Source organism: Kribbella sp. CA-253562 (genome assembly GCF_050942265.1).
Classification (GTDB): Bacteria; Actinomycetota; Actinomycetes; order Propionibacteriales; family Kribbellaceae; genus Kribbella.
Window position 1 is genome coordinate 5,543,911 of record NZ_CP192049.1, and the last position, 15,720, is coordinate 5,559,630.

Consider the following 15,720-nt stretch of genomic DNA (forward strand, 5'->3'; position numbering starts at 1 on the left):
GGACGGCGTCCTCAGCGAGCTACTGCGTCACCCGGTAAACGTCGAAGACGCCTTCGACCGACCGAACCGCCTTCAAGACATGCCCGAGGTGCGTCGGGTCGCCCATCTCAAAGGTGAAGCGGGACTTGGCGATCCGGTCGCGGGTCGTGGTGAGCGCGGCGGACAGGATGTTCACGTGGTAGTCCGACAGGACGCGGGTGATGTCGGACAGCAACCGCGCGCGGTCCAAAGCCTCGACCTGGATGGCGACCAGGAAGACCGACTGCGCGGTCGGGGCCCACTCGACCTCGACGATGCGCTCGGGCTGGCTTTGCAGGTTTTCGACGTTGGCGCAGTCGGCGCGGTGCACCGAGACGCCGGCGCCCCGGGTGACCCAGCCGATGATCTCGTCGCCGGGCACCGGAGTGCAGCAGCGGGCCAGCTTCGACAGGACGTCGGTCGCGCCCTTGACGATCACACCGGCGTCGCCGCGGGCGGTGCGCTTGCGGCGCTCGCGGGTCTGCGGCAGCCGGAGACCCTCGGCCAGGTCCTCGGCCGCGCCCTCCTCGCCGCCGTACGTCTCGATCAGGCGGCGTACGACGGCTTGCGCGCTGACGTGGCTTTCCCCGACCGCGGCGTACAGGCCGGTGACGTCGGGATAGCGCAGCGAGTTGGCGACCGCGGTGAGCGTCTCGTGCGACAGCAGGCGCTGCAGCGGCAGGCCTTCCTTGCGCAGCTGCTTGGCGATCGCGTCCTTGCCGTGCTCGATCGCCTCGTCGCGGCGTTCCTTGCTGAACCAGTGCTTGATCTTGTTGCGCGCGCGCGGGCTCTTGACGAAGCCGAGCCAGTCGCGCGACGGACCGGCGCCCTGGGCCTTGGAGGTGAAGACCTCGACCACGTCGCCGTTCTCGAGCGTGCTCTCCAGCGGGACGAGCCGGCCGTTGACCCGGGCGCCGATACAGCGGTGCCCGACCTCGGTGTGGATCGCGTAAGCGAAGTCGACGGGCGACGATCCGGTCGGCAGCGACATCACGTCGCCGCGCGGGGTGAAGACGTAGACCTCGGAGTTGTTGATCTCGAACCGCAGCGAGTCGAGGAACTCCGACGGGTCGGAGGTCTCCCGCTGCCAGTCGACCAACTGCCGGACCCACGGCATGTCGTTGGGCGCGCCGACCTCGGTGGTCTGCGGGGCGCCGACCTCGGGGGCCGGGGCGTTCGGGTCCTCTTTGTACTTCCAGTGCGCGGCGATGCCGTACTCCGCGCGCCGGTGCATCGAGAACGACCGGATCTGCAGCTCCACCGGCTTGCCCTGCGGGCCGATCACGGTGGTGTGCAGCGACTGGTACATGTTGAACTTCGGCATCGCGATGTAGTCCTTGAACCGGCCGGGCACCGGGTTCCAGCGCGCGTGCAGTACGCCGAGCGCCGCGTAGCAGTCCCGAACCGACTCGACCAGCACGCGGATGCCGACCAGGTCGTAGATGTCGCCGAACTCGCGGCCGCGGACGATCATCTTCTGGTAGATCGAGTAGTAGTGCTTCGGCCGGCCGGTGACGGTGGCCTTCACCTTCGCGGCGCGCAGGTCCTCGTGCACCTGGTCGATCACCGAGGCCAGGTACTCGTCGCGCGACGGGGCCCGCTCGGCGACCAGCCGGACGATCTCGTCGTACACCTTCGGGTGCAGGGTCGAGAACGACAGGTCCTCGAGCTCCCACTTGATCGTGTTCATACCGAGCCGGTGGGCCAGCGGGGCGTAGATCTCCAGCGTCTCGCGGGCGATCCGCTCCTGCTTCTCCTGGCGCAGGAAGCCCAGCGTGCGCATGTTGTGCAGCCGGTCGGCGAGCTTGATCACCAGCACCCGGATGTCCTTGGCCATCGCGACGACCATCTTGCGGATCGTCTCGGCCTGCGCAGACTCGCCGTACTTGACCTTGTCCAGCTTCGTGACGCCGTCGACCAGCATCGCGATCTCTTCGCTGAAGTCCTTGGTCAGCTCGGCCAGCGTGTAGTCGGTGTCCTCGACCGTGTCGTGCAGCAACGCGGCGCACAGCGTCGGCGCGGTCATGCCCAGCTCGGCCAGGATGGTCGCGACGGCGAGCGGGTGGGTGATGTAGGCGTCACCGCTCTTGCGCAGCTGGCCGCTGTGGTGCTTCTCGGCGGTCCGGTAGGCCCGCTCGATCATGCCCAGGTCGGCCTTGGGGTGGGTCGCGCGGACGACCCGGAACAGCGGCTCCAGCATCGGGGCCCGGTTCGGATGGCGGGTGCCACCCAGCCGGGCCAGCCGGGCGCGCACCCGGGCGGGCGCGATCCTCGGCGGTTGGGCGGCAGGAGGCGGCGACGAACTGACCGGGCGCACCGGGGCCGGCGCGCGCGGAGGCTCGTGCGGCACCACATTCGGTACCGCTGACGTCATCGCCGGGTCTTCGCCCACGTTGTGTCCCTCCGCCGACAGACCACCAGTCTAGGGGGTCTGGTCCAAGGAGGCGGACACGGCCTGTGGACAACACGCCGGATCGGCGTGACGGCCGGTGTCAGACAGTGACGAGGGCGTCCACCCGCTCGTCGGCCAGCCGCTTGCGACCGGGCAGGAACGACAGCTCCAGCAGGACGGCGGTGCCGACCACCTCGGCCCCACAGCGCCGGATCAGCCGCAGGCAGGCCTCGACCGTTCCGCCGGTGGCCAGCACGTCGTCGATCACCAGCACCCGGTCACCGGGCGCGAACGCGTCCTGGTGCACCTCGATGGTCGCCTCGCCGTACTCCAGCGCGTACGACTCCGCGAACGTCGCGGCCGGCAGCTTGCCCTGCTTGCGCACCGGCACGAACCCGGCCCCGAGCGCCAGCGCGACCGGGGCGGCCAGGATGAAGCCGCGGGCCTCGATCCCGACCACCTTGTCGACCACCGGGTTGCCGTCGTCGTCCTTGCCGCTCGCGGCCAGCGCCTCGACCACCTGGGTGAACCCGGTGTGGTCGGCCAGCAGGGGGGTGATGTCCTTGAACAGCACCCCCGGCTGCGGGTAGTCCGGGATGTCGCGGATGCCCTCGGCGAGGACCTGTTCCAGCGAGCGCATCAGCAACCTTTCGGGCGGGTGATCACTTGCCGCGCTTGGAACGCGGCTTACGGGTCGGTTGCGGCCGGCCGGCCGCACCGGTCGGCTTCACCGGACGGCTCGACGCCGTCGGCGTGCCGGCCTTGGGCCGGTCCTGCGGCCGTACGGCGGTCGCCGTGGCGCCGCCACCGGTCGCTGCCATCGCGGCAGCCGGCGCGCCCGCACCCGCGGCGGCCGCGGCGGGAACAGCGGCTCCACTCTGCTGGGCCCGCCTGGCGAGCACCCGGCGGCGCAGCGCCTGCATACCCGGCTCGCGCTCCTTGAAGGCCGCCAGCAGCGCCGGAGCGATGAACACCGAGGAGTACGCCCCGACCGCGATACCGACGAACAGCGCCAGCGAGAGGTCCTTCAGCGGACCCGTGCCGAGCACCGCCGTACCGACGACGAGGATCGATCCGACCGGCAGCAGCGCGATCAGCGTGGTGTTGATCGACCGTACGACGGTCTGGTTGACGGCCAGGTTGGCGGCGTCGCTGTAGGTCTGGCGGTTCGACCCGGTGATGCCGCGGGTGTTCTCCCGGACCTTGTCGAACACCACGACGGTGTCGTACAGCGAGTAGCCGAGGATCGTCAGGACGCCGATCACGGTGGCCGGGGTGACGTCGAAGCCGACCAGCGCGTACACGCCGACCGTGATCAGCACGTCGTGGATCAGCGCCAGGATCGCCGCCATCGACGCCTTGGGCTCGCGGAAGTAGACCCAGATCACCAGGAAGACCAGGACCAGGAACACCCCGAGCGCCCAGATCGCCTTGTTCGCGATCTGGTCACCCCAGGAGGCGCCGATCTGCGACGTACTGACCTGGTTCGGCTGGACGCCGGCTTCCTGCGCGATCGCGTTGCGGACCTTGGTGATGTCGTCCTGGCTCAGCGGCCGGGTCTGGATCCGGACCTTGTCGGCGCCGATCGTGGTGACCACCGGGTCGCCGAGGTCCTGGGCGTTGGTCGCCTTCACGGCGTCGCCGAAGTCCGCGACGGTGTTGTCGGTGACCCGGACCGACGTCTGGTACTCGACGCCGCCCTTGAACTCGATGCCGAGCGCCAGACCGCGAACGGCCAGGCCGATCACCGAGACCGCGACCAGGATCAGCGAGACGGTGAACCACAGCTTGCGCTTGCCGATGAAGTCGTAGGAGATCTCACCGCGGTGCAGCTTCGCACCGATGCTTCCGAGCTTCGACATCAGACCTCCCCTCCCACGGGCTTGCGCGTCGACTTGGCCGGGCGGGCGGCCGGTTTCATCTGGCCAGGCAGGCGCTCGACACCCAAGTGCTCGGGGTCGAGGCCGGACAGCTTGTGCCCGTGGCCGAAGAAGTCGGTCCGGGCCAGCAGGGTGACCAGCGGCTTGGTGAAGATGAACACGACCAGCAGGTCGATCAGCGTGGTCAGGCCGAGGGTGAACGCGAAGCCCTTCACCCCGCCGACGGCCAGCAGGTAGAGCACCACGGCGGCGAGCAGCGAGATCGAGTCGGCCGCGATGATCGTGTGCTTGGCCCGGGCCCAGCCGGTCTCCACCGAGGAGCGCAGGCTGCGCCCCTCACGGACTTCGTCGCGGAGTCGTTCGAAGTAGATGACGAACGAGTCCGCGGTGATACCGATCGCGACGATCAGGCCCGCGATGCCGGCCAGCGTCAGGGTGAACCCGATCGCCTGGCCGAGCAGCACCACCGACGCGTAGGTCAGGGCCGCGGCGGCCGCCAGCGAGGCGACCACGACCAGGCCGAGGCCGCGGTAGTACAGGAACGAGAAGATGATCACCAGCACCAGGCCGATGATGCCCGCGGTGATGCCGGCGGTGAGCTGGTCGCCACCGAGCTGCGGGGAGATGGTCTCGACCGAGGAGATGTCGAACGAGACCGGCAGCGCGCCGTACTTCAGCACGTTCGCCAGGTCACGCGCCTCGGCCTCGGTGAAGCTGCCGCTGATCTGCGCCTGGCCGCCAGGGATCGGGTTGTCCACGCTCGGCGTCGAGATGGTCTCGCCGTCCAGCACGATCGCGAACAGGTTCTGGCCCTGGCCGCGCTGGGACAGCGCGGTGGTGGCCTTGAGGAACTTGTCGCCACCCTCGCTGTTGAAGTTCAGGTTGACCTGCCACTGGAAACCGCCCTGCGGGATGCCCGCGCTGGCGTCGGACAGGTCGGTGCCCTTGAGGATCGCCGGGCCCAGCAGGTACTTGCTGGTGCCGGCCTTGTCGCAGGAGAACAGCGGCTTGTCCGGGTTGTCCTCGGGCTTGTTGTTCGCGTCGCACTTGAAGGTCGCGAACGCTGCGGTGGTGGCGGCGTCGGGCTGCCAGGCGAGCGGGTCGCCGGAGTTGGCCGGCGGCGTCGCGGGCGGCGTGGCCGGCGGGGTCGCCGGCGTGCTCGGCTTGGCGCTCGGCGTCGGCGTCGGGGACGCGGCCTCGCCGAGCGCGCTGCTCCACGCCCGGCCGTTCGGCGACGGGGTGGTGCTCGGCGGCTTCAGCGTGGTCGACGGCTTCGGCGTGGTGCTCGGCTTCGGCGTGGTCGTCGGCTTGCCGGTCGGCGTGGCCGTCGGCGCGGGCGGTGGCGGAGCCGCCGCCTGCGCGTCGTACACGACCCGGAAGTACAGCAGGGCGGTCTGGCCGACCTGCTTGATCAGGCTGTCCTGGTTGGCGCCGGGCACGGCGACGTTGATGTGGCTGCCACCGGCGGTGGTGATCTCGGCCTCGCCGACCCCCGCGCCGTTGACCCGCTGCGAGATGATGTTCTTCGCCTCGGCCAGCTGCTCGGCGGTGATCGCTCCGCCGCCCGCCAGGGACTTGGCGGTCAGCGTGATGGTGGTACCACCGCGCAGATCCAGGCCGAGCTTGGGCTCCCAGTGCTTGGTCAGGCCCATGATCCCGAACAGCAGGACCAGGATGACCCCCAGGACGATCAGGAGCCGTCCTGGGCGGGAGGTCGTCGTTGTTGCCACGTCAGATTCAACCTTTGCGCTTCTGGGCGCGCCGGGGTGTCAGGAGGACGCCGGGGCGCGCCGCACGCCGATAGGACGGGAAGTTCAGTTCTCGGAGTGCGTCGGCGGCAGCTTCTTGTCCTGCGCCTTGGTGTCGCCCGTCTCCGGGACGTCGACGGTGTCGCGCGCCGGGGTCTCGTCCTCGACCCGGTCCTCCACCGGGGCGTCGGCCGGCTCGTCGGCGACCGCGTCGGCGGTGTCGTCCGGGATCACCCGGCCGATCGCGGCCTTGACGAACTGCACCAGCATGCCGTCGGACACCTCGAGGGTGACGTACTCGTCGTCGACCTCCTCGACGATGCCGACCATGCCGCTGGTGGTGACCACCTTGGTGCCGGGGGTCAGCGCGGCGACGGTGTCGGCCTGCCGCTGACGCTGCTTACGCTGCGTGCGGCTCATGAACCAGATCATCCCGACGATCAGGATCAGCGGGAGCAGGAGCGTGAAGCCCGAGCCACCCCCGGAGGAGGCCATCGGTACGGCGAGCAGTTCCATCGGGACTCAGAATCCTTCGTCGAGTACGGGGGCCCGGCACGCTGCGCGCGCGCAGGTCGTCACGGGATGGCCCGAGGTCAGGCCACCGGGGAGTCTAACCCTGGGCGGCAACAAGTGCCGCATGACACCGGGTCACGTTTGCGTTACTCGCCACCCGTACGCCGGTCCCGGCTCCGCGGCGCACCCGTGCGGGACCGGGCTGGGTGCGCGGTCTCACGAGGTTCAACGCCTACGACGCGGTCCGGAGTTCCCGGCCCGGCCTGACCGAGGGCCGCCCTGGCTGGTCCGACTCCACAACTATTCGTCCTCGGCGTCGAACAAGGTGTCCGCGAAGGTGGCGTTCTTGGGGACGCTGAGGCCCAGGTGGCGCCAGGCAGCCGGAGTGGCGACGCGGCCTCGCGGCGTCCGGGCCAGGTAGCCGGAGCGGACGAGGAAGGGCTCGGCGACCTCCTCGACCGTCTCGCGCTCCTCACCGACCGCGACAGCCAAGGTCGACAAGCCCACCGGTCCCCCGCCGAAGCGACGGCACAAAGCGTCGAGCACACCACGGTCGAGCCGGTCCAGGCCCATCCGGTCCACCTCGTACAGGTCGAGCGCGGCCTTCGACAGCGCCAGCGTGACGATGCCGTCGGCGCGCACCTCGGCGTAGTCGCGCACGCGGCGCAGCAGCCGGTTCGCGATCCGGGGTGTGCCGCGCGACCGCGACGCGATCTCGGTGGCGCCTTCCGGCGTGATGTCGACGTCGAGCAGCGCGGCCGACCGGTGCACGATCTTCTCCAGCTCGGCGGCGTCGTAGAACTCCAGATGCCCGGTGAACCCGAACCGGTCCCGCAGCGGTCCCGGCAGCAGCCCGGCCCGCGTGGTCGCGCCGACCAGCGTGAACGGCGGGATCTCCAGCGGAATGGCCGTCGCGCCCGGCCCCTTGCCGACGATCACGTCGACCCGGAAGTCCTCCATCGCCATGTACAGCAGTTCTTCGGCCGGCCGGGACATCCGGTGGATCTCGTCGAGGAACAGCACCTCGCCCTCGCTGAGCCCGGACAGGATCGCCGCCAGATCCCCGGCGTGCTGGATCGCCGGACCGCTGGTGACGCGCAGCGGCGCCGACAGCTCGGCCGCGATGATCATCGCCAGCGTGGTCTTGCCCAGCCCGGGCGGACCGGACAGCAGCACGTGGTCGGGCGCGCGGTTGCGGCCGCGAGCCGCGTGCAACACCAACTCGAGCTGCTCGCTGACCCGCCGCTGCCCGCCGAACTCGGCCAGGGTGCGCGGCCGCAGAGCCGACTCGATCTTGCGTTCCTCGAGATCCACCGCGTCCGCGGACACCAGTGGCCTGACGTTGTCGTCCATCCGTCAGGCCTTCGACAGCACGCGCAGCGCGGCGCGCAGCAGGTCGGGCACTGACGGTTCGCCCTCGGCTGCCAGCGGCGACACCGCGACCACGGCGTCCTCGGCGTCGCGGGCCGACCAGCCCAGACCGACCAGACCGGCCTGGACCTGGTCCTTCCACGCCTCGGTGGTCTGCAGCGGACGTCCGGACACCGTTCTCGACGGCGCACCGATCTTGTCCTTGAGCTCCAGCACGATCCGCTGCGCGCCCTTCTTGCCGATGCCGGGCACCTTCACCAGCATCGCCAGGTCCTCGGACGCGACGGCCTGCCGCAACTGATCAGGACTCAGTACGGCGAGCGCCGCCTGCGCCAGCTTCGGCCCCACCCCGGATGCGGTCTGCAGCAGCTCGAACAGGCTCTTCTCGTCGTCGTCGGAGAACCCGTACAGCGTCAGCGAGTCCTCGCGCACCACCATCGAGGTGGACACCCGGGCCTCCTGGCCGGGCCGCAGTCCGGCCAGCGTGCCGGGATGGCAGAACACCTGCAGCCCGACGCCACCGACCTCGATCACCGCACTGTCCAGCCCGATCGCGGCCACCGGGCCACGCACGAACGCGATCATCGTTTACCTCCTCGAACCGCCCGCAGTTGGGCCTGCCGGGTCTCGGCCGCCTGTGCCAGCGCCGCTTGCACCTTCGCCAACTGGACCTTGGACTGCGCCTGCGCGCGGGCCTCCAGCTGAGACTGCGCCGCGTCCTGCAACCGGCTCGTCACCCCACCACGCCAGACGTGGCAGATCGCGAGCGCCAGCGCGTCTGCGGCGTCCGCGGGGGTGGGTCGCTCCGGCAGCTGCAGGATCCGCGTCACCATCGTGGTCACCTGGTCCTTGTCGGCCCGGCCGGACCCGGTCACCGCCGCCTTCACCTCGCTCGGCGTGTGCAGCGCGACCGGCAGTCCCCTGCGGGCGGCGACGACCATCGCCACGCCGGACGCCTGCGCGGTGCCCATCACGGTCCGCACGTTGTGCTGCGCGAAGACCCGCTCGACCGCGACCGCGTCGGGCCGGTGCTCGGTGATCCACTGCTCGATGCCGGCCTCGATCCGGACCAGCCGCTGCGCGACGTCCAGGTCGGTCGGCGTCCGGATCACGCCGACGGCGACCAGTGTCGGCGGCCGTCCGGGCGCACCCTCGACGACGCCGAGACCGCACCGGGTCAACCCCGGGTCGACGCCGAGCACGCGCATGGACCACCTCCGAACGTTTGTTCGACAAACACTATGCGCGGGCTCCGGCCGCCACGAAATCGACGCGCCGCGCCCCTGTGCACAACCCGGTCAGAAGAAGTCGAGCATGTACGCCGGGGCGCCGCCGAACGCCGTGTCGAGCACCCCGTCGTCCGCCGCCGAGCCCCCGCTCGCCAGGCCGGATCCGCGCAGGGTCGCCAACGGCGTACCGGCGTACAGGGCGGACAGGCCGCGCGAGCCGAGTCGCAGTACGTCGCCAGTGCGCTCGGACGGCGTGAGTTTGCCGGAGCCGTCGGCAACCGCCAGGCGCCAGCGGCCGGAATGCGCCGGCACCTCGGGATCGTCGAACTCCAGGTCGACCTCCGCGGTCACACCAGGCGCGAAGCCCCGAGCGGCGACCGCGGCCGGGGCGTCGAGCAGCCGCAGCATCCAGTGCTGGACGTGGGTCTCCTTGTCGGCCTCGCGCTGAGCCAGCAGGTGCACCGGGTCGTTCGGGGAGATGTAGGCGTGCACCATGCGCGCTGTCGACGAGCCGGAGCCCACGGTCGACCAGAGAGCTCGCGCGGTCGTGTCGGAATGGGCGATGAGCTCCTCGACCCGCAGATCCTGGTCGTGCCAGTTGTAGACGACGAACCCGTCGTCGGCCAGGTAGGCGAACATGTCGTCGTCACCGAGCCACTCGGCGACCTTCGACTCGGGCCAACCGAGGACACCGTTGGCCCGGCCGCTCTCGTGCGCCTGCGCGACCAGCTCGAGCAGGCGCCCGGCGTCGGCCGGACCGGCGCGACGGATGCGGACCTCCTTGCCACCCAGCGACCGCAGGTCCGCGGTCTCGAAGGAGAACCGGTACCGCCCGCCGCCGAACTCGTAGCCGAGCTTGCGGTAGATCACCGTGGTCGCCGGGTAGAGCGCGGTCAGCGGGAAGCCCCGCTCGATGCTCCGCTGCAGCACGCCCCGCATCAGCATGCTGCCGACGCCACGTCCCCGGTGCTCGGGGGAGACCACCACGCTGGCGATCCCGGCCATCGGCACCTGGCGGCCACCCCACCACTGCTGGAAGTCCCAGATCCGCGCCGCGGCGACCACCTCGTCACCGGCCGCCACCCCGACGTACCGGCCGTCCTCCAGGAACTCGACCGCGTCCTTGCGCCACTCCTCGCGCGCTGACGCGGGCAACGGCCCGAACGAACGCGCCCGCACCCGCAGTACGTCGTCCAGCTGGTCCTCGGTGATGTCGACAGGTCGCAGCGCATCGGTCACGACCTGACCCTACGACGCCGTTCCCCCGCGAGCGAAAGTGATATCCCGGCGGGCTACTTCTTGTCGGTGACCCACAGGTTGATGGTGCCCTCGACAACCACCGTGCCGTCGGCGCGGGTCGCCCGGACCCGGACCGGTACGTCGGGGCCGGCGGTCCAGTCGGCCGGGTCGGTCTCCGCCGTACAGGTCAGGTCGGAGGTGGACTTGGCCAGGTAGGCCACCTCCATACCCTTCGGCAGCCAGCGCTTGCCCGCCGGGACGGTCGCCTCGGCGAGCGCGCCCATCGCGGCCTCCAGGCCGTTGCAGACGGCGATCGCGTGCACGGTGCCGATGTGGTTCTGCACCGCGCGCCGCTTCGGCAGCTGCAAGGAGGCGAAGTTCGGGCTGATCTGGACGAAGCGCGGCCGGATCGAGCGGAAGTACGGCGCCCGCCGGGTGAAGGCGTAGGAGAACAGCCGCGTTCCGCCCGGGAGCGTCCGGAACCGCAACCACATGCCCAGTACCTGAGTCGCCATGCGCCGAGGTTACCCGCGAGTAAACAAAGACGGCAAGCGCAATGACAACGCGGCGCCCGGGAAAGCTTCCCAGGGCGCCGCGCGGTCGAGAGAAGGTCAGCCGACCTCGGCCATGACTTCGTCGGACACATCGAAGTTCGCGTAGACGTTCTGTACGTCGTCGCTGTCTTCCAGCGCGTCGATCAGGCGGAAGATCTTGCCCGCGCCGTCGGCGTCCAGCTCGACGGTCATCGACGGCACGAACGACGCCTCGGCCGACTCGTAGTCGATCCCGGCGTCCTGCAGCGCGGTGCGGACCTTGACCAGGTCGGTCGCCTCGCTGATCACCTCGAAGGCCTCGCCGAGGTCGTTCACCTCGTCGGCGCCGGCCTCCAGCACGGCCTCCATCACCTCGTCCTCGGAGTAGGTCTTGCCGTCCTGCTCCTTGTTCACCACGACGACGCCCTTGCGGTTGAACAGGTACGCGACCGAGTTCGGGTCGGCCAGCGAGCCGCCGTTGCGCGTCATCGCGGTCCGGACGTCGGCCGCGGCACGGTTGCGGTTGTCGGTCAGGCACTCGATCAGCATCGCCACACCGTTGGGCCCGTAGCCCTCGTAGGTGATCGACTGCCAGTCCGCGCCACCGGCCTCGGCGCCGGACCCGCGCTTGATCGCGCGGTCGATGTTGTCGTTCGGAACCGAGGACTTCTTGGCCTTCTGGACCGCGTCGTACAGGGTCGGGTTGCCGGACAGGTCACCGCCGCCGGTGCGGGCGGCCACCTCGATGTTCTTGATCAGCTTCGCGAAGAGCTTGGCGCGCCTCGAGTCGATGACCGCTTTCTTGTGCTTGGTGGTGGCCCATTTGGAGTGGCCTGACATCGCGAACCCAACCCTTCTACCGCCGAACTGACTTAGAGGTCGCGCACCAGGTCGGCGAAGTACCCGTGCAGCCTGGCGTCCCCGGTCATCTCCGGATGGAACGACGTGGCCAGCAGCCGATCGTGGCGAACCGCGACGATCCTACTGTGCTCCGCCTCCGGCCCCACGCTGTCCCACCCTGTGCCTGGTCCGGACCTCACCGTCGACAGTACCTCCACCTCGGGTCCGACCCGCTCCACCCAGGGTGCCCGGATGAACACCGCGTGGTACGGCGTGTCGAAGGCCGCGAACTCCAGATCGGCCTCGAACGAGTCGACCTGCCGCCCGAACGCGTTACGCCGCACCGTCACGTCGAGCCCGCCGAGCGTCTCCTGCCCCTCGATCCCGCCGGTGATCTCGTCGGCCAGCATGATCATCCCGGCACAGGTCCCGAACACCGGCATGCCGTCCGCGATCCGCTTCTGCAGCGGCTCGAACAGCTCGAACGACCGCGCCAGCTTGTCCATCGTCGTCGACTCGCCACCCGGCAGCACCAGCGCGTCGACCGCGTCCAGCTCGGCGGGCCGGCGTACGGGCACAGCCTCGACACCGACCTGGCCGAGCATGGCCAGGTGCTCGCGCACGTTGCCCTGCAGCGCGAACACGCCGATGACCGTCACAGCTCGACCCTTCGCTGCCAGTCGACGGTGACCTCGATGCGTCCCTCGTCGAAGGTCGCCGGCAGGTCCCGCTCGTGCAGCAACGCCAGCACGTCCTCCAGCAGGGGTTCACCAGGCGCGACGTTGGCGGTGTCGGGGTGCCAGACCTTCAGCTCCAGCATGCCGAAGTCGACCGCGTGCCAGACGTCGGTGTCGGTGAAGAACACCAGCCCCTTCGGATCCGTCGCCGCCTCCAGCGCCCTGCGGGCGTCGTGGTGATCCGCGCAGTAGCGGACCACGACGATGCCCAGCGACTCCAGCTCAGCCAGTACGGCGTCCAGCCGGTCCGGACCGGTCTCGGCCGGCCAGGTCTCGGCGTCGGCCCGCAGATCGGCCTCCGCCTCGGCGATCAGCTCCGGTACGACGACCGCCGCGTCCGCCGCGGGCGCGTCCTCCTGAACTGCTTCGGTCAGAGCAGTCGTCACCGCCGCGCGGTCCGCGTAACCGGACCGGACGAGCACGCGGGCGAGCCCACGCAGCTCGCGAGCAGTTCGCTCGCCTGCTGCAGACAGTACGTCCATGGTGATCAGCGTATCTCCGTTCATTGGCGTGGTTTCACGCGCTTGGTCGGGATTGCGGTGAGTGGATCCTCCGGCCACGGATGGCGGGGGTAACGGGCCCGCAAGTCGGCTCGGACCTGGGGATAACCCTGCTTCCAGAACGAGGCGAGGTCGCTCGTGATCGCGACCGGGCGCCGTGCGGGTGAGAGCAGGTGCAGAACGACAGGGACACGACCGTCCGCGACGGCTGGGGTCGCCGTCCAGCCGAAGACCTCCTGCAGCTTCACGGCGAGGACCGGCGGCTCGACACCGTCGTACGCGAGTCGTACCTCGGAGCCCGACGGGACCCGGAGCCGCTCCGGTGCGAGTTCGCCGAACCGGGCCGCCGCGGGCCAGGGCAGCAGTCGCCGGAGCGCCGAAGCCACGTCGATGTGGGCAAGGTCGCGCGAGCCCCGCACCGAGGCGAGCTCGGTCCCCAGCCAGTTGTCGAGATCGGCCAGGAGTGCCGCGTCGTCGACCGCGGGCCACGGTGCTCCGAGGTGCGCGTGGAGGAACGCGAGCCGCTCCCGCAAGGCGAGTGCGGCCTCCGACCAGCGCAGTACGGACAGACCGCTGCGGCGGATACCGTCGCGAACGGCCGCTTGGACGAGCAGCCGGTCGGGCTTGGCCAGCGGGACGTCGTTGAGCACGATCGCGCCGAGGGTCTCGACGCGCCGCGTGACGATCCGGCCGTCGTCCCAGCGGATCTGGTCGGTGGTCGTGACGAGGTCGCCGGCGATGTCCCGCGCGGTCTGTTCGTCGATCGGGGCGGCGGAACGGATCCTGACATCGGCGCGACCGGGCGCCCGGTCGGCCACCGCGATCGCCAGCCAGGTGGTGGTCCGCAACGGCGACTGCGGATCCAGCGCGGCGCCCGTCCCGCCGGCCATCTGGTACGTCGCCGAGTCGGCTGCCCGGATCCGCGCGATCCGATCCGGGTACGCCAGCCCCACCACGATCCCGGCCGCAAGATCATCCGGTACGCCGCCCGGCCTGCGACCAGCCGCCATACCAACCGTCGCCCGCCCTCCGTCGCCGCTCGCCCGCACGTTGTCCCCTCCCGACGCCCGCACGTCATTCCCGCCCGACTCCCGCTCGTCATTCCCGCCCGACGCCCGCAGGTTGTCCCCACCCGCCGGCCGCAGGTTGTCCCCGCCCGCCGGCCGTGCTCCAGCTCCACCCGCCGGCTCGCCGATCGCGCCTCGGGCGAGGCGCTTCGTCTCCTCCCGCCAGCGCGCCGTGGCGCCGCGGTCCTCCCCGCGCCGCAGGGCTCGCCACCGGGCCGGCAGATCATCGCCGAAGTCCCGGCCGGAGTCGTCCGAGAGCATCGCGACGATCTCGCGAGCCCGATCGGCGCCGACCCGCGGCGTACCGTCCAGCAACGCACGGGCCAACCGCGGATGCGCCCCGATCGCCGCCATTCGCCGTCCCCGGTCGGTGATCCGGCCCCGGTCGTCGACAGCATCGAGGCGGCGCAGCAACTCGGTCGCGGCGGTCATCGCCACCTCCGGCGGCGCCTCGAGCAAGGTCAGCCCCTCACCAGCAGGCGCACCCCACGCCGCGAGATCGAGCGCGAAGGCGGCCAGATCCGCGATCGCGATCTCCGGCGCCGGATGATCGTCGAGATGCGCGTGCTCGGTCGCGGACCAGCACCGATAGACCCGGCCCGGTGCCTCCCGCCCGGCACGACCCGCCCGCTGATCGGCCGACGACTTCGAGACCCGGCAGGTGACCAACGCACCCAATCCACGGGACTGATCGGTCCGCGGCTCCCGAGCCAGACCCGAGTCGACCACCACCCTGACCCCAGGCACGGTCAGCGAACTCTCCGCGACCGACGTCGTGACGACAATCCGGCGAGTGGCGCCCGGCGCCAACGCGCGGTCCTGCTCAGCCCTGGACTGCCGACCGAACAACGGCAGCACGTTCTGACCGGCCAACCGCCGCGTCACACCGTTGATCTCAGCCTCCCCTGGCACGAACACGAGGATGTCGCCGTCGTTCTCGGTCAGCGCCCGCTGGACGACGGCCGCGACGTGATCCAGCAGGCGCGGGTCGACCCGCCCACCGGGAAGCAGCGGCACGGGGACCGGCGGTGGCGCCCACTCGATCGCCACGTCGAACAGCGCAGCGGACGCGGTGACCACAGGCGCCGGATAGTCCGAGCCCAGTGCGCGACTCAGCTTGACCGTGTCCGCCGTGGCCGAGGTCGCGACGACGCCAGGTCCTCGCGAAGATTCGCGCGGATGTCTAGGCAGAACGCGAGCAGCAGATCGGCGTCCAGGTGCCGCTCGTGGCATTCGTCGATCACGATCGCGGCGACCCCTGGCAGCTCCGGATTCTGCTGCAGCCGCCGTACGAGAAGCCCGGTCGTCACCACCTCGACCCGGAGCCCTCGACCGCCGCTGCGCTCACCGCGCATCGCGTAGCCGATCCGCTGCCCGAGCGGTTCGCCGATCAGTGCCGCCAGCCGGGTCGCGGCCGCGCGGGTCGCCATCCGACGCGGCTCGGCGACGACGATCGTGCCGCCGAGCGCGTCGCCCAACGCCAGCGGCAGCAACGAGGTCTTCCCCGACCCAGGTGGCGCGACCAGCACGGCCGTACCGCGCGAACGCAGCGCGTCGACAGTGGCAGGCAACACGGTCCGGACAGGCAGATCCGCCCCGGGCACCGACAACTCAGGCAGCAACACGCGCCGACGCTAACCGACCATCACCGCA

Annotated in this window: 15 protein-coding genes; all 15 read right to left on the reverse strand. The window is 70.6% G+C overall.

Annotation, left to right across the window (positions count from 1 at the left end):
* Positions 1 to 19 precede the first annotated feature (19 nt).
* The gene (locus ACQPXM_RS26140) at positions 20 to 2,392 is read right to left on the reverse strand and encodes a RelA/SpoT family protein (RefSeq protein WP_432937944.1); all 2,373 of its coding nucleotides are present in this window, start codon (positions 2,390 to 2,392) and stop codon (positions 20 to 22) included.
* Positions 2,393 to 2,510: 118 nt separating this feature from the next.
* On the reverse strand, positions 2,511 to 3,050 hold the full coding sequence (locus ACQPXM_RS26145; RefSeq protein WP_432937946.1) for an adenine phosphoribosyltransferase: 540 nt from the start codon (positions 3,048 to 3,050) through the stop codon (positions 2,511 to 2,513).
* Between the two features lie 22 nt (positions 3,051 to 3,072).
* Positions 3,073 to 4,272 (reverse strand): protein translocase subunit SecF, encoded by a 1,200-nt coding sequence (secF, locus tag ACQPXM_RS26150; protein WP_432937948.1) that lies wholly within the window; start codon positions 4,270 to 4,272, stop codon positions 3,073 to 3,075.
* Positions 4,272 to 6,020: a protein translocase subunit SecD gene (gene secD, locus ACQPXM_RS26155; RefSeq protein WP_432937951.1), complete on the reverse strand. Its 1,749-nt coding sequence runs from the start codon at positions 6,018 to 6,020 to the stop codon at positions 4,272 to 4,274. The genes secF and secD overlap by 1 nt, the downstream gene beginning before the upstream one ends.
* 84 nt (positions 6,021 to 6,104) lie before the next feature.
* Positions 6,105 to 6,554, reverse strand: a complete 450-nt coding sequence (yajC, locus tag ACQPXM_RS26160) for a preprotein translocase subunit YajC (RefSeq protein ID WP_432937953.1) — start codon at positions 6,552 to 6,554, stop codon at positions 6,105 to 6,107.
* Positions 6,555 to 6,851: 297 nt separating this feature from the next.
* Positions 6,852 to 7,904 carry a Holliday junction branch migration DNA helicase RuvB gene (ruvB, locus tag ACQPXM_RS26165; protein WP_077014600.1) on the reverse strand — a complete coding sequence of 351 codons (1,053 nt, stop codon included), beginning with the start codon at positions 7,902 to 7,904 and terminating at the stop codon, positions 6,852 to 6,854.
* A gap of 3 nt (positions 7,905 to 7,907) precedes the next feature.
* A complete protein-coding gene (ruvA, locus tag ACQPXM_RS26170; protein ID WP_432937957.1) occupies positions 7,908 to 8,507 on the reverse strand; it encodes a Holliday junction branch migration protein RuvA in 600 nt (199 codons plus the stop codon).
* The gene (gene ruvC / locus ACQPXM_RS26175) at positions 8,504 to 9,130 is read right to left on the reverse strand and encodes a crossover junction endodeoxyribonuclease RuvC (protein ID WP_077014602.1); all 627 of its coding nucleotides are present in this window, start codon (positions 9,128 to 9,130) and stop codon (positions 8,504 to 8,506) included. The genes ruvA and ruvC overlap by 4 nt, the downstream gene beginning before the upstream one ends.
* 90 nt (positions 9,131 to 9,220) lie before the next feature.
* Complete coding sequence (locus tag ACQPXM_RS26180) at positions 9,221 to 10,390, reverse strand: GNAT family N-acetyltransferase (protein ID WP_432937961.1); 1,170 nt, start codon at positions 10,388 to 10,390, stop codon at positions 9,221 to 9,223.
* 53 nt (positions 10,391 to 10,443) lie between these two features.
* Positions 10,444 to 10,905, reverse strand: coding sequence for a hotdog fold domain-containing protein (locus ACQPXM_RS26185; protein WP_432937964.1), 462 nt, complete (start codon positions 10,903 to 10,905; stop codon positions 10,444 to 10,446).
* Positions 10,906 to 11,001: 96 nt separating this feature from the next.
* Positions 11,002 to 11,763 (reverse strand): YebC/PmpR family DNA-binding transcriptional regulator, encoded by a 762-nt coding sequence (locus ACQPXM_RS26190; RefSeq protein ID WP_432937966.1) that lies wholly within the window; start codon positions 11,761 to 11,763, stop codon positions 11,002 to 11,004.
* 32 nt (positions 11,764 to 11,795) lie between these two features.
* A complete protein-coding gene (gene pdxT, locus ACQPXM_RS26195; protein ID WP_432951084.1) occupies positions 11,796 to 12,368 on the reverse strand; it encodes a pyridoxal 5'-phosphate synthase glutaminase subunit PdxT in 573 nt (190 codons plus the stop codon).
* 50 nt (positions 12,369 to 12,418) lie between these two features.
* Positions 12,419 to 12,982 (reverse strand): DUF6891 domain-containing protein, encoded by a 564-nt coding sequence (locus tag ACQPXM_RS26200; RefSeq protein ID WP_432937968.1) that lies wholly within the window; start codon positions 12,980 to 12,982, stop codon positions 12,419 to 12,421.
* 20 nt (positions 12,983 to 13,002) lie between these two features.
* A complete protein-coding gene (locus tag ACQPXM_RS26205) occupies positions 13,003 to 15,147 on the reverse strand; it encodes an ATP-dependent RNA helicase (RefSeq protein WP_432937970.1) in 2,145 nt (714 codons plus the stop codon).
* A 32-nt stretch (positions 15,148 to 15,179) separates the two neighbouring features.
* Positions 15,180 to 15,692 (reverse strand): DEAD/DEAH box helicase, encoded by a 513-nt coding sequence (locus tag ACQPXM_RS26210; RefSeq protein WP_432937974.1) that lies wholly within the window; start codon positions 15,690 to 15,692, stop codon positions 15,180 to 15,182.
* Positions 15,693 to 15,720: the final 28 nt, after the last annotated feature.

Bases quoted from the DNA above. Each gene is read 5' to 3' on its own strand.
- ACQPXM_RS26140 (WP_432937944.1), bottom strand. From the start codon at position 2,392: ATGACGTCAGCGGTACCGAATGTGGTGCCGCACGAGCCTCCGCGCGCG.
- ACQPXM_RS26145 (WP_432937946.1), bottom strand. From the start codon at position 3,050: ATGCGCTCGCTGGAACAGGTCCTCGCCGAGGGCATCCGCGACATCCCG.
- secF (WP_432937948.1), bottom strand. From the start codon at position 4,272: ATGTCGAAGCTCGGAAGCATCGGTGCGAAGCTGCACCGCGGTGAGATC.
- yajC (WP_432937953.1), bottom strand. From the start codon at position 6,554: ATGGAACTGCTCGCCGTACCGATGGCCTCCTCCGGGGGTGGCTCGGGC.
- ruvB (WP_077014600.1), bottom strand. From the start codon at position 7,904: ATGGACGACAACGTCAGGCCACTGGTGTCCGCGGACGCGGTGGATCTC.
- ruvA (WP_432937957.1), bottom strand. From the start codon at position 8,507: ATGATCGCGTTCGTGCGTGGCCCGGTGGCCGCGATCGGGCTGGACAGT.
- ruvC (WP_077014602.1), bottom strand. From the start codon at position 9,130: ATGCGCGTGCTCGGCGTCGACCCGGGGTTGACCCGGTGCGGTCTCGGC.
- ACQPXM_RS26185 (WP_432937964.1), bottom strand. From the start codon at position 10,905: ATGGCGACTCAGGTACTGGGCATGTGGTTGCGGTTCCGGACGCTCCCG.
- ACQPXM_RS26190 (WP_432937966.1), bottom strand. From the start codon at position 11,763: ATGTCAGGCCACTCCAAATGGGCCACCACCAAGCACAAGAAAGCGGTC.
- pdxT (WP_432951084.1), bottom strand. From the start codon at position 12,368: ATGCTCGGCCAGGTCGGTGTCGAGGCTGTGCCCGTACGCCGGCCCGCC.
- ACQPXM_RS26200 (WP_432937968.1), bottom strand. From the start codon at position 12,982: ATGGACGTACTGTCTGCAGCAGGCGAGCGAACTGCTCGCGAGCTGCGT.